Annotated in this window: 11 protein-coding genes; 8 read left to right on the top strand and 3 right to left on the bottom strand. The window is 58.7% G+C overall.

From position 1 onward, the window contains the following. Nucleotides 1-13 precede the first annotated feature (13 nt). From recO to DES29_RS02995, 4 genes are all read left to right on the top strand, one after another. Nucleotides 14-1,114: a DNA repair protein RecO gene (gene recO, locus DES29_RS03010; RefSeq protein ID WP_113854423.1), complete on the top strand. Its 1,101-nt coding sequence runs from the start codon at nt 14-16 to the stop codon at nt 1,112-1,114. Nucleotides 1,115-1,267: 153 nt separating this feature from the next. Then, on the top strand, nt 1,268-2,044 hold the full coding sequence (locus DES29_RS03005; RefSeq protein WP_113854478.1) for a pyridoxine 5'-phosphate synthase: 777 nt from the start codon (nt 1,268-1,270) through the stop codon (nt 2,042-2,044). A 96-nt stretch (nt 2,045-2,140) separates the two neighbouring features. Beyond that, a complete protein-coding gene (gene nagZ, locus DES29_RS03000; RefSeq protein ID WP_021996022.1) occupies nt 2,141-3,193 on the top strand; it encodes a beta-N-acetylhexosaminidase in 1,053 nt (350 codons plus the stop codon). 234 nt (nt 3,194-3,427) lie between these two features. Next, the gene (locus DES29_RS02995; RefSeq protein WP_021996023.1) at nt 3,428-4,834 is read left to right on the top strand and encodes an amidohydrolase family protein; all 1,407 of its coding nucleotides are present in this window, start codon (nt 3,428-3,430) and stop codon (nt 4,832-4,834) included. Nucleotides 4,835-4,892: 58 nt separating this feature from the next. Here DES29_RS02995 and DES29_RS02990 read toward each other — a convergent pair whose 3' ends face one another. Then, nucleotides 4,893-5,516 (bottom strand): trimeric intracellular cation channel family protein, encoded by a 624-nt coding sequence (locus tag DES29_RS02990; protein WP_021996024.1) that lies wholly within the window; start codon nt 5,514-5,516, stop codon nt 4,893-4,895. A gap of 276 nt (nt 5,517-5,792) precedes the next feature. On the opposite strand from DES29_RS02990, the gene pncB reads away from it, so the two are divergent. After that, the gene (gene pncB, locus DES29_RS02985) at nt 5,793-6,995 is read left to right on the top strand and encodes a nicotinate phosphoribosyltransferase (protein WP_046446660.1); all 1,203 of its coding nucleotides are present in this window, start codon (nt 5,793-5,795) and stop codon (nt 6,993-6,995) included. A 75-nt stretch (nt 6,996-7,070) separates the two neighbouring features. Here the strand turns inward: pncB and DES29_RS02980 are convergent, their stop codons facing one another. Then, nucleotides 7,071-7,586, bottom strand: coding sequence for a MarR family winged helix-turn-helix transcriptional regulator (locus DES29_RS02980; protein WP_005430408.1), 516 nt, complete (start codon nt 7,584-7,586; stop codon nt 7,071-7,073). 372 nt (nt 7,587-7,958) lie between these two features. Here DES29_RS02980 and DES29_RS02975 point away from each other — a divergent pair, with 372 nt between their 5' ends. The 3 genes from DES29_RS02975 (at nt 7,959) to DES29_RS02965 (ending at nt 12,840) form a co-directional block, all read left to right on the top strand. Continuing rightward, nucleotides 7,959-9,161 (top strand): porin, encoded by a 1,203-nt coding sequence (locus DES29_RS02975; protein ID WP_021996028.1) that lies wholly within the window; start codon nt 7,959-7,961, stop codon nt 9,159-9,161. Nucleotides 9,162-9,614: 453 nt separating this feature from the next. Then, nucleotides 9,615-11,036, top strand: a complete 1,422-nt coding sequence (locus DES29_RS02970; RefSeq protein ID WP_021996029.1) for a sodium:proton antiporter — start codon at nt 9,615-9,617, stop codon at nt 11,034-11,036. Nucleotides 11,037-11,199: 163 nt separating this feature from the next. After that, the gene (locus DES29_RS02965; RefSeq protein WP_236578889.1) at nt 11,200-12,840 is read left to right on the top strand and encodes an ATP-binding cassette domain-containing protein; all 1,641 of its coding nucleotides are present in this window, start codon (nt 11,200-11,202) and stop codon (nt 12,838-12,840) included. A gap of 11 nt (nt 12,841-12,851) precedes the next feature. On the opposite strand, the gene DES29_RS02960 is transcribed toward DES29_RS02965, so the two are convergent. Then, a complete protein-coding gene (locus DES29_RS02960) occupies nt 12,852-13,253 on the bottom strand; it encodes a helix-turn-helix domain-containing protein (RefSeq protein WP_021996031.1) in 402 nt (133 codons plus the stop codon). Nucleotides 13,254-13,657: the final 404 nt, after the last annotated feature.

Here is a 13,657-nt window from a genome sequence, read left to right as displayed (position 1 = left end):
GAGTCCGACGAGCGTGACCGCTGATGCGCCGCAGCCCGATCCCAGCCTGCCGCCGCCCATGGATGCCGTGGGCGGCGCTGACGCCTTGGCGGAGGGCAGCATGCTGACGTCGGCGGGTGCGGACGATGGAGCTGCGCCGTCCCCTTCACTCGATGCCGAGCAGGCTGAAGGCCGATGGGGAGATGATGCGCTCCTTGACCTTCCGCGGCTCCCTGACGGCAAAAAGGAAGTGCTCGCTTCGAGCAAAAGCGCTACCGTTGAGGGCGTTGTAGCCAGAGGCCGCGCTGCCGAGGCCATTCTTGAAGAACTCGCCCGCACCGAGGCGCTGGGCGCCTCGGGCGGCCGCAGCGGCGTGAGGCGCCGCCAAAGGCCGCAGCGGGAACCCGGGTTTGTGCTTCATGCGCGTCCCTGGAGCGAATCGAGCATGGTGGTCGACGTGCTGACTGCCCATTTCGGCCGCGTTTTTCTGGTGGCGCGGGGCGCCAAACGGCCGGGATCCAATTTAAGAGGGCTCTTAACGCCCTTTTCGCCGCTCGCCCTTACTTGGACGGGCAAAAAAGAAGCCAAGGTGCTTACGCAGGCCGAGTGGCTCGGGGCGCTTGCGGCACTTCGGGGCGAGGCGCTTCTCTCGGGCTTTTATGTGAACGAATTGGTGCTTCGCCTCACGGAGCGCGAAGACGTCCATCCGGGCCTCTTTCAGAGCTATGTGCACGTGCTCTCTGCGTTGGCAGACGAGGATCCGGCTGTGCGGCAGACGGGGCTGCGCTCTTTTGAAGCGGAGCTTCTCGCGCACTGCGGCTGGGGCCTGGCGCTCGAGGATCGTGATCTGCAAAAGGGCGCCGAGTGGTTTCTCCTCACCCCCGAAGGCGCCTTGAAGGGCGTAGAGGGGACGCCTGAAGACGCCGCCAATCTGCCTTTTGCTTCCATGCTGTGGCCTAAAACGGTAGCGGCGGCTGCTGCCTGCGGATCTGCGGAGCGCAAAAGCCGGATTGCGGCGCTCAGTCCCCGCGAGATGAAGCGGCTTCGCGAACTGCTTAAGACCGCCATCGACCTTCATCTGGAAGGACGGCCGCTGCGCAGCCGGCGTCTCCTTGCCGACCTCAAAAAACTCTGAATACGCGGATTTTCTCGTTCGGCCAATCTGTTTATTTTGAATTGATGCCGAATTGATGGCGATCCGGTGAATGGCTGAGTTATGCCGCGCAGGCCGCGTGCTATTCTGCTTGGCGGCAAGATTCCCTTCTCAATTTTCAATGGGTGCACTTCCATGATTCGGACGCAGCTTTCCGTCAATCTCAATAAAGTCGCGCTGGTGCGCAATTCTCGTGAAGGCAATTGGCCTGACCCCGTTTTCTTCGGGCGCATTGCGCTCGAGGCGGGCGCTGCCGGCCTGACCGTTCATCCTCGTCCCGATGAGCGTCATATCCGCCGAACGGACTTGGCACCCCTGAAGGCGCTCGTGGATGCCTATCCGGGCCGTGAATTCAATATTGAAGGGAATCCGTTTGAAAATCTGATGCCGATTCTCAAGGAGATTCGTCCGCATCAGGCGACGTTTGTGCCCGATGCTGCAGATCAGAAGACCTCTGACCACGGTTTTGAATTCAATAACCCCGAGGTGCGCGAAAAGCTGGCTGCTGTCGTGGCCGAAGCGCAGTCCTACGGCTGCCGCGTCAGTCTCTTCATGGATCCCGAACCCGAATTCACCCGCTGGGCCAAGGAGACGGGGTCCGACCGCATTGAGCTTTATACGGAGGGTTACGCCGCAGCCTACGGCACGGCGCTCGAAGAAGATATCCTGCAGCCCTACGTTGACAGTGCGCTTTTATGCGATGAGCTTGCGCTCGGCGTCAATGCCGGTCACGACCTGTCGCTTGAAAATCTCGAGAAGCTCCTCACGGCCTGCGGCAACATTCAGGAAGTGTCGATCGGCCATGCGCTCACGGTTGAAGCGCTCCAGTTCGGTTTTGCCGAAACGATTCGCCGCTATAACGAACTGCTCGACCGCGTGGCAGCAAAGCCCCGCGTGTTCCCGCAGGAGTAAGCGGCGCACGCAGCGTTCCTCTTTTGCCCGCCCGTACTCTGCCGGCTTTGGCCTTTTGCACCCAAAGCCGGCGCTTTATCTTTTGGAATCTCCGTCATGCTTACGCCGAAGAAGCTCGCTCTTGCACATACGCTCGGCCCTGTTGTGGTCGATATTGCCGGCACCGTTCTCACTGAACACGAAATTCGGCGGCTGGAACACCCGATGACCGGGGCGGTGATTCTCTTTACCCGCAACTTCACATCGGCGGAAATGCTTCGTGCGCTTTGCGGCGCCATTCATGCCGTGCGCCCCGGGATTCTGATCACCGTGGATCACGAGGGCGGTCGGGTGCAGCGTTTCCGCGAAGGGTTCACTGAGGTGCCGTCTATGGCTGCCTGCCGTGCTGCCGGTGATCAGGCTCAGGCACGCTTGGCGGCCGCGGGCTACGTGCTCGCGAGTGAACTTCGCGCTGCGGGGGTCGACATGACTTTCGCACCGGTGCTCGACATCGACTATGGGCGCTCTGCCGTGATCGGGAACCGCTCGCTCGGATCTGACCGCGATGAAGTCGAACGCAATGCCCGAGCGCTCATGTCCGGACTGCGGCTCGCCGGTATGGCCAACTGCGGCAAACATTTTCCCGGTCACGGCTGGGCCGAGGCCGACAGCCATGTTGCCTGCCCGACCGACAATCGTTCGACAGCGCAAATTCGGCGTGATCTTTCGATCTATCGCGGTTTGGCGCTCGAGCTCGAAAGCATCATGACCGCGCATGTGGCTTATCAGTGCTTTGACGGAGAGGTGGCCACTTACTCTCCGAGGCTTTTGAAGACCATTTTGCGCGAGGAGCTCGGTTTCAGCGGGCTGATCTTCTCGGATGATTTGTCTATGAAGGGCGCCTGCGGCGACGAGCCGCCGCTCGTGCGTGCACAAAAGGCGCTGGCCGCGGGCTGCGACATGGTGCTGCACTGCAATCACCCCGAAGAGGCCGACGAAATCCTCGCGGGCCTTGAGTGGAGCCGAACGCCTGCCTTTGACGAGCGGCTGGCGCGCCTCTTGCCCGATGAAGCCGAGAGTGTTCTTTCAATGGAAGCGCTGCGGGCGGAACCGCGCTGGCAGCGCGCAGAGGAGCTCCTCGCCGATATTGAGGGCTTTCGAGCCGCTTGAAAGGGCTTAGAGCGCTCTGAAATGGTCACGGACGCGGGCGCATTTTGCGAAAAAGAACAGTGTTCAAAGGCGGAACGGATATCTCTGGGGGGGAGCATGTGCGGATGGCCTTACCCGCATATAGCTTCATTGCGTAACGCCTCAGATCCTGCAATAGTGGAGGGCGACCCAGCCGCTTTTTTGGGGGCGGCTTTAGGACCTCACGACGAGCTGATCAAATAAGGAGAAGCGTCCATGTACGATCTTTTGCTCAAAGGTGCTCATGTGGTTGACCCGCTTAACGGCGTCAACGGCGTGAACGATGTTGCCGTTGAAGGCGGCAAAATCGCTGCAGTGGGACCGGATTTAACCGGTCCCGCCCGCGAAGTCATCGATGTTTCCGGATGGGTGCTCCAGCCCGGCATCATCGACAGTCACGTGCACCTCGGCAGTATGTGGGGGTCGCCCTACGGACCGCGTATGCTCGCGATGAACGGCGTGACGACGTGTCTCGACATGGCCGGTCCCTTGGACGATATTCTCGAGAAGACGCCGCAGTACGGGGCGGGTTTGAATACGGCCATTCTGCAGTTTGCGTCGCCGCCCTTCACCTTCAAAACCAATGCGCCCTCCAAGGCGGAAATGGTAGAGCTGATCGACAAGTCGCTCGCCGAAGGTGCGCTCGGGGTGAAGCTCTTGGGCGGCCATTATCCGCTGACGCCAGAAGTCTCCTCCACGCTCATTAAAACCGCACTTGAGCGCCGTGCCTATGTGGCCTGGCATGCCGGCACGAGTGCACACGGCTCCAATTTGGAAGGCATGATCGAGGCGGTGCAGATGGCCGACGGCTATCCGCTCCATCTCGCGCACATCAATGCCTACTGCCGCGGCGTCATTAAAAATGAAATCGACGAGGCGCGCACGGCAGTTGAGCTCTTGAATGCCAACCCGAATATTTTCAGCGAAAGCTATATTTCGCCCAAGAACGGCACACGTCTTACCTGCGGCCCAGACGGAAAGATCCAGTCCAAGGTGACGGGCAACTGCCTGCGTCACTTCGGCTTTACCGAAGACCTCGACGGCGTGCGCAAGGCGCTCCTCGCGCACAAGGCCTTTGCGGTCTATGACGCGGGCGGATACTCTGACCTGATGACGGGCGAAGATGCAGTGAAGCTCTGGGAGTCCCACAACACGGACGTGGGCGGGAGCTTCAACATCAATCCGCCGATTCCGCGCATTCTGCTCGCACAGGTCAAGCGCCCCGACGGCGCCTTTGTGGTGGATGCCATATCCACCGACGGCGGGTGCATTCCGAGAAACGTGATTCTCTCGCAGGGACTTTCGCTCGTTAAGCTCGATATTCTGACGCTCACTGAGTTTGCTCAGAAGACGTCGCTCAATCCTGCCCGCATGCTGCGGCTTACGAATAAGGGGCATCTCTCCGTCGGCGCCGACGCAGACATCACTATTTACGACTACGCCACGCAGACGCCGAAGATGTCTTTCGTCGAAGGCCGCAAGGTACTCTTTAAGGGCGAAGTACTCGGCAAGAATGCCAACATTATCTGCACCGAGCGCGGGCAAAAGGCGATTGAGGCCCGCGGTCTCAAGGCCATTGTGGTGGATCCGGGACTGCCGGTGGATCGCGTCAAGGCGCTTTGAGCGTGCCTCACGGCAGCGGAGCTGCTGAGCGCGTCGGTCTTTGAGGCGCTCGGCAGCTTTAATACCGCACTTTCATCCAGGGGATGCGGAAGCTCGCCATGCGCACGATCATGATGAGGGCGCAGCAGCCCCAAAGCGCGATGTCTGCCGGCACGATTTCGGCGTGCACCAGCCCGAGGTATACCCAGCAGCCCGCAAAGGCGACGGAAGCGTAAGGCTCTTCGTTGGAGAGCACAGAGGGGAGCTTTGCACAGAAAACGTCACGGAGCATGCCGCCGAAAACCCCCGTCACCACGCCGATCAGCACGCTCACAATCAAGGGGTGGCCCAGCCGGTCGCTCGTTGCGCAGCTGCCGACGGCAAAGAAGGCGAGCCCGACGGCATCGGCCCAGAGGAGAATGCGCCGCTGCCAAAAGCGCTGCACGCGGCGCACGATGACGGGGGCCAAAATGGTGAGTCCGAGCGTCATCCAGATCCACTGCGGGTGCGAGAGCCAGTAAAAAGGCCGCAGATCCAGAAGAATGTCGCGAATGATGCCGCCGCCGAAAGCGGTGGTAAAGACGCTCACAAAAACGCCGACGGGATCAATGCGGCGGCCGGCAGAGGCGAAAAGTCCGGCGACGGCAAATCCGAACATGCCAATGCCGTCGGCAACTTCTGCAATGATGGTGAGGGACTGCATCACGGCGGCGTCTCCATTGTGATTCCGAGCTGAGTCCGCCGGATTGTTCTCGCTCTTGTCTCTTCAAGTGCCTGCAGAACGAGCTGCATCCGGCTCCTGAAAGCGGCGGACTTCGTTAAGGATGATTTTCGCGCGCTCTCAGCTTTGGGTGCAAACCGAAAAAATGAGGTTCCGTTCGTACAGTTTGAATTGCTTTCCCCCCTTGAATGCGGTTTTGAATGTGACGGACGAGTAGACTTCAAGGCTCTAAAGCGCTACCGGCCAAGGAGGCCGCACATGATCATTGAGTCGCTTCTCGACACGGACCTCTATAAGTTCACGATGCAGCAGTGCGTGCTGCATCAGTTTCCCGCGGCGGAAGTGTCCTACCGCTTCAAGTGCCGCACGCCCAACATCGACTTGTCGCCCTTCATTGATGAGATCAATGCGGAGATTGACCACCTCTGCAGCCTTTACTTTAAAGACGACGAGCTCGAATATTTGGGCAATCTGCGCTTTATGAAGTCGGACTTCATTGAGTTTCTGAGTCTCTTTCACCTCAAGCGCAAGTACATCACGGTGGAGCGCGATCCGTCGCGGCCTTTCGGCATTGATATCTGCATCAAGGGTCCCTGGCTTCATACGATTCTTTTTGAAATTCCGGTGCTCGCGATCGTCAACGAGGTGTATTTCCGCCGCACATATCCCGGACTGTCTGACGCCGAGGGGCGCCGCCGGCTCGATGCCAAGATTGATCTGCTTCTCAATGAACCTCATGCTGAGAATCTCCATATCTCCGACTACGGCACGCGCCGGCGCTTTTCGCGGCAGTGGCAGCGAGCGGTGATTGAGCGCCTCGCAGAGCGTCTCGGCAGTCGGCTTTCAGGCACTTCAAACGTGCTTTTTGCCAAGGAGCTTGGCCTCATTCCGCTCGGCACGATGGCGCACGAATACCTTCAGGCCTGTCAGGCGCTTGGCCCCCGTCTGCGCGACACGCAGGTTTTCGGGTTCGAACAGTGGGCCAAAGAATATCGCGGCGACTTGGGGATTGCGCTTTCTGACGTCTACGGCATGAAGCCCTTCCTTGAAGACTTCGACATGTATTTCTGCAAGCTCTTTGACGGCGCCCGTCATGATTCCGGAGACCCCTTCCTCTGGGGCGAAAAGATGATCGAGCACTGGAGCCGGAATAAGTGTGATCCGAGAACCAAGCTTTTGATCTTCTCCGACGGTCTCAACATCCCTCGCGTGCTCGAACTCTGGCGCCGCTTCAACGGCCGCGTGCGGCTCGGTTTCGGCATCGGCACCAACCTGATGAATGACCGCGGACCAGAACCGCTCAACGTGGTCATCAAGATGACGCAGTGCAACGGCCAGCCCGTGGCAAAGATTTCCGATTCGCCCGAAAAGAGCATGTGTGAAGATGAAAGCTATGTGCGGTATCTGCGTCAGGTCTTTCACATGGATGACCCGACGGCTGCAGCCAAAGGGTTGAAGTAAGTACTTACTTTTCAAATTAAGCACGGCTCAAAAAAGCCGGCGCTGCGGATGGGCTGCAGCGTCGGCTTTGCTTTTTTATCGCCGAACGAGAAGCTTACGCAGGAGTCCGATGAGTTCAAGCCGTTCTTCGGGACTTAAAACAGAGGCGAATGCTTCAACGCGCTGGAAGTGGCCTGGAAGCAGGTCTGTGAGATATTTCTGACCGGCATCGGTGAGCGCAATGAGCGTTGAGCGCGCATCCGTGGCGGAGGGCGTTTTGACGATGAGCTTTTCCGGGCTCACCAGCATGCGCTGCAGCATGGTTGAGGCCGTGGGCGTACTCACTCTCAGACGAGCGGCCAGCTCCCCGACGGGGAGCGGCATCCCCGCATCATGGAGCACCATCAGAAGGGCAAATTTGCCCTCCGTGACGCCGGTGCTTTTGGTGAGATTGGAAAAAACCATGTTGCGGCGTTCCAGATCGACCATCTGCAGCAGAAACGACATTTCGATGCAGGACACTTTTTCGCAGCTCGGTTCGGTATTCAGATTGCGTCGAATGACGCGAAGAATGTCTTCGTGTGAAGGCGGCTGTGCGTACTGCAGCTCCATGGATAACTCCTCCGTTTTTTGACATACCAAAATCTAAATTCTTTTATGGATTTATGCTCGAAGCCTCTCGTTGTTGGACGCCGATGAATTTTGGTACCTGGTTTGTTGGAGAAACAATTATTGCAAAAGTGCAAGCAAATTTTTATTCGACTACATTTAGTAGTTAGCTACATAACTTTGCATTTGATTTGAGTAATCTCTCCTCTATCGATGACTGCTCGCGGACCTGTCTGCGGACCCGCGGCATCGAAAAGAAAACGTCCCGCATGCAGCCGCTACCGAGCTGTTTGGTTTGTGCGGCAAGGTGCGCTGCTGCGGGACGTGCCTACAGCAATCCCTGAAATGTCAGGAAAATAAAGAAGGAACATAACCATGTTCAAGAAAACCATTGCAGCGCTCGCAGTTGCAGGTGCTTTCGGCACTATGGCCGCTGGCGCGGTATATGCAGCCGATGTGACGCTTTACGGCGTGGTGGACTTGGGGCTTAAGTATTCTCACGTCGACGCCGACCAGAGCGGCGTCGATGCCGTTGACAAGCTTGAAATGAAGTCCGGCTCCCAGTCGGGCTCGCGTTTTGGCATTAAGGGGGCTGAAGACGTCGGCAACGGTCTCAAGGTCGGCTTCCAGCTCGAAAACGGCTTTGATGCGGATACCGGCAGCCTCGGCTACAACAGCCGCTTGTTCGGCCGTGAAGCGCGCGTTTATCTCTCCGGCGACTTCGGTGAAGTGGCTTTCGGCCGCATGGGAACACTGGGTTCGGGCAACGGCACGTACGGTCTGCTCGGCGGCATGACGCCCTTTGGCACTTCGTGGGGCGGTTCGGTGGAAAACGGCACCTATTTTGTGGGCAATGCTCGTGCAGACAATACGGTGACCTATAAGACGCCGACCTTTGCGGGCTTCACGGCTTACGCGCAGTATTCGTTTGATATGAATACCAAGCAGGATACGCCGCTCGGACAAACCGAAGGCAAGGCCTCGGCCAACCGCTATTACGCTTTGGGCGCCAACTACAAGGTGGGTTCGCTCGACGTGACGGCCGTGGTTGACAGCTACAACTGGTCGAGCAAGATTGATACCTACGGCGGCACCAGCCGCAATTTGGACGACGCATTGACCGTGACGCTGGGCGGCTCCTATGACTTTGGCGTTGCCAAGGCCTATTTGAGCGGTCAGTATTTCGACAACATGCTCGCCAATGACGCCACGGTTGCGGCTGATCAGAAGGACACGATGGATACCTATGCGTCCTTTGGCAGCTATTTCAGCGGCAAGGCGTTTAAAGGCTACAGCATTTTGGCCGGCATGGATGCTCCGGTGCTGGGCGGCAAGGCTTTGTTCGCCGTCGGCTACACGGACGCTAAAGATGCGGACGGCAGTGATGCTCTCGGCAAAACGGAACTTTCCCGCTACGGCGCCTCGGTGGGCTACACCTACGACTTGAGCCGCCGCACGAATGTTTATGCCGTTGCTGCCTACTATAAGGACAGTGTGGATAAGGATGCGTCTTTGAGCCATCAGGATCACGATCCCTCGACGGCGACTATTTATGCCGGTATCCGCCACACGTTCTAAGGGGGCATAAGCGGGCAGCGGCGCTGCGGCGCTCCAAAATGTCTCTGCTGCGGTTCGAGAGGATTTCAGGCGGGTTTTTGAGAGTCTTTCCTTACTGAAATGTTTTCTGAGCGGCGTGCAGAGGTTTCTTGGGCGGCGCTGGACGCTTCCCGTTTTTCGAGCGCTTAAGCTCGAAAAAGAGGTTCGGTTGAAAAATCGAACCTCTTTTTTGGCCTCTTCGTCGCAAAAACAATCATCCTGCATGCCGTTAACATCGTTTTCGGTGTAAGGTACTTTCCGGTGCGCCCAGTCCCGTCAAGAGAAGCGGACAAAGGGGTTGCAAGGTAGGAAACACTTCTTTTGTTTACCAATCTCCAATTTCTTTGCCCTGGGCAGACCAAATTCCACTGGTGCGTTTCGCATCCCTAACCGGCGAAACCGCATCTTCCGACAAGAAAAAGATTGGAGTATCTCGTGACGCTTCTCTCCTCTGCGCGCATGTCTGCCGCAATCCTCGCGCTTGGCGCGCTCACCGCCGTACCGGCCCATGCGGCAGGCATCGACGGCAGTTCGCTTGGGTTAACGTGGGCCGTTCCCTTCGCCGGGATCCTGCTTTCCATTGCGCTCTGTCCATTGTTCCTGCCGCATTTCTGGCACAAAAATTTCGGCAAAGTTGCGGTGTTCTGGGCGCTCTGCTGTGCCGTACCGCTCTGCGCCGTCCTCGGCTTTTCCGTGGGTACTGACGCTATCGTCCACGTGCTTTTGGCCGACTATGTTCCCTTCATCATTTTTGTGGGATCGCTCTTCGTCGTAGCCGGCGGCATTCACGTCCGCGGCTCATTTGTGGGCCGTCCGATCGTCAATGTGGCGTTTTTGGGGCTCGGTGCAGTGCTCGCTAACTTCATGGGCACGACGGGGGCTGCAATGCTCCTCATTCGCCCGCTGATTGAAGCCAACGCCGGCCGCACCCGCAAGATGCAGACCTTTATCTTCTTCATCTTTCTCGTGGCAAACGTGGGCGGCGCGCTCACGCCGCTCGGTGACCCGCCTTTGTTCCTGGGGTTCCTCAAGGGCGTGGGGTTCTTCTGGACGGCCGAACACCTGATGCTGCCGTGGCTTTTGTGCTCGGGTCTGCTGCTCTTTATTTACTTCCTCATTGACAGCGCCTGCTTCAAAAAAGATGTGGCCGACGGCTTCAAGGCGCCGGTGGAAACCAAGACCTTTGCCATTGAGGGCGGCATCAATGTGCTCCTTTTGGCCGGCATCATTGGTGCCGTGCTTTATTCGGGCTTCAGCCGCTCCGGCATTGAATTCACGTTCCTGAACGTGCACTTTGCGCTCGAATCGATCGTTCGTGATCTCTGCTTCCTCGCGCTCGCTGGGCTTTCGCTCATGCTCACTGCCAAGGCTACGCGTGAGGCCAATCACTTCACATGGGACCCGATTCTGGAGGTTGCCAAGCTCTTCTTCGGCATCTTCGTGTGCATCGTGCCGGTGCTCGAAATGCTGCGTGCGGGTCACGACGGCGCCTTTGCGTCGCTCGTGGCGCTCGTCACCAATGCCGACGGGAGCTTTAACAACACGTTCTTCTTCTGGCTCACGGGTTCGCTCTCCGCGTTCCTTGACAATGCGCCGACCTACCTCGCCTTCTTCAATTTGGCGGGCGGTGATCCGGCAGTGCTCATGACCACGGATGCTCAGACGCTGATGGCCATTTCGATGGGGTCGGTCTTCATGGGAGCGGTGACCTACATCGGCAACGCACCGAATTTCATGACGGTTGCGATCTGCAATGAACGCGGCGTTAAGATGCCGTCCTTCTTCGGCTACATGCTCTGGTCGGTCGGTATTCTCTTCCCGGTCTTCTTCCTGATGGATATGGTCTTCCTCACCTAATCGTCAGTTTGGTCTCATCCCCGGCGGGCGCTTCGAATGTTTAGCGAAGCGCCCGTTTTTCGTCCTGTCCGGCCGCCCAGATGCCGGCAGTTGTGGCAGAGTAGGTTCATGGCCGGACTTTAACGCCGCGGCTTTTTTGCTTTCCTTTCGGCGATGTCTGAGCATGTCTGCAGCTTTTCGCAACCCTCCAAACGATCAGAATGACCGGTCTGCGCCGCCCGGAGCGGAGCGCCGATCCGGCTTAAGGCGTTTCCTGCCGGTACTGCTCCCGGCAGTCATTCTCTTGGGCTGGTGGCTCGTGACAAGTTCCGGCGCTGTGCCGGCGCTTTTGCTTCCCGGACCGGGGGCGGTGGCCAAGCGGTTTTTGTCGCTTCTCGATTCCGGCGAACTCCTCACGCATGCGGCGGTCTCCATGGGCCGCGTGTTTGCGGGCTTTTTGCTTTCAGCTTCGGCCGCCTTGGGGCTCGCACTTTTACTCTATCGACGTCCGCTTTGGGAGAGTGCGCTTTCACTCGTTCTGGAAGCACTCCGCGTCATTCCGCCGCTTTCGCTGGTGCCGCTCCTTATTTTGTGGCTGGGCATTGATGAGGCGCCTAAGCTGGCGATTGTCGTGTTAGCGAGCTTCTTTCCCATTTATTTGTCGGCGCTCACAGCCCTGCGAAGCGTCAGCAGCAAATATAAGGAACTCGCGCAGATGCTCGGACTCACGGAATCGGCGCGTGTGCAGGAAATTCTGCTCCCGGGGGCGGCTCCGGGCATTTTGACGGGACTGCGATTGGGATTTGGCTACGCCTGGCGCGCACTGGTGGGCGCAGAACTCATCGCTGCCGCCTCGGGTCTGGGCTACCTGATTGAAGATGCATCGTCCTTGGCGAGAACCGATGTGGTGATGGTGGGTATTCTCACCATTGCGGGCTTAGGGATCCTCTGCGATCAGCTCTTTCGCCGGGGGGCGGAAGGCTGGACCAAGTCGCGCCTTAACCGCAGGCGGAAAATCGACGGAGGAGAAACTGCCCTTGAGACAGGTTCCTCATCCACAGCCGATCCCGAACGCAGCCTCTGGGGCATTGCGTTCGAGGGTTTGGTGGTGAGCTACCCGGGACTCACCCAGCCGCCGGTGAATCACTTGACGCTCTCCATAGCGCCCGGCTTCGTAACGGCGGTGCTCGGCCGTTCGGGATGCGGCAAAACGACGCTCCTCAAGGCAGCCGCGGGACTGCTCCTCCCGCAGGCGGGAGCGGTGCGGTTTACGTCCCCGAATGCGTCCGGAAGGACGCATCCGAAGGTTGCCATGGTGTTTCAGGAGCCGCTCCTTTTGCCCTGGAAAACGGTTCGAGAAAATGCGGCGCTCGCCCTTTCTGCCCGCACGGGGGAGGCGCTTTCCGAAGCCTGCAAATCTGCAGCAGTTACGCAGGCGCTGACGCTTGCCGGTATTGCGGATTTGGCTGAACGCTTTCCCGCGGAACTCTCGGGCGGTCAGCAGCAGCGCGCGGGGCTCGCGCGTGCGCTTTCGGCAGAGCCGGACGTTTTGCTGATGGATGAACCCTTCGGTGCGCTCGATGCGCTCACACGCCTGGAACTTCAGGATGAAACGCGAGCGCTCTTTAACCGCCGGCGCATGACGGTGCTCATGATTACGCACGATGTGCGTGAAGCCCTTCGCATGGCAGACCGTGCAGTCGTTCTGCGCGGCGGCAGCGCCGCGGCGGATCATTCACTTCTTATGCCGTTCCCTCGGCGCTTTTCGGATCCTGCGGTCGGCGCGGCCGAAGATGGGCTTCTTGCCGAGCTGCTCCACCATTGATCGTGCCGTTTTTATTTGCGCGGCTCGGGTTTCGGAGGTTTGCGCTTCGTCTGAGCGCAATGGGCGTCGATCCATCTGCGCACCGTTGCGGGCGGCGCGCCCGTTGCTGCGCGAATTGCTTTCCAGGTGCTGCCGCTCAGCCGCATCGCGATGGCTTTCGTGCGGACGGCATCGCTGTAGCGATAAAGATTGGGCGATATTTCAACGCTGAATTTGCCGCTTTTCCAGGCTTCAGCCCAGTCGCGAAGCGTCGTGGACGGGAGGTCGAGGATTCTTGAAGCCTTGGTGTAGCCAATGCCGGCTTCGAAGAGCGCTATAGCGCGGCGGCGTTTGTCTGCCGAAGCATATCCCGGCGGACGATAGCGTCCTGGGGGCGACTCCGACAGCTCGTCCGGTAAATTATTTTCCGACATGAGGTATTCCTGCTGCTCGTCAACCGTGCTGGCACTGCGCAAAAAAGACCCGTCCCCGCGCGAGCGGCAGACGGGTGCCAGAGAGCGGGATGACATACCCTCACTAGGCGAGTGAGTGCAGTTGTCTCCCGAAAACGGTATGAGTCCCCGAGAGCCTTCCTTCATCCTTGGAGCACAATGAAAGAAGGCCCCGGGCGGGTTCTCAGGGGCTAAGCACTACGGAAGCGCTGAGCCCCTATAGAACGGGTTGGTTAGAACGAGTAGCGGAGGTTGGCGTTGAAGGCATTGTTCATGCGATCGTCGCCGCCAGCCGTCAGACCGTAGTTGAGACCAAACGTCCAGGCGCCGTTCTGAGCGGAGACGCCCAGCGTGGCCTGAATCGGATTGGTATCCACAACGCGGGT

This window comes from Sutterella wadsworthensis (genome assembly GCF_003315195.1).
GTDB lineage: Bacteria > Pseudomonadota > Gammaproteobacteria > Burkholderiales > Burkholderiaceae_F > Sutterella > Sutterella wadsworthensis.
This window is presented reverse-complemented; position numbering and strand designations above follow the sequence as displayed.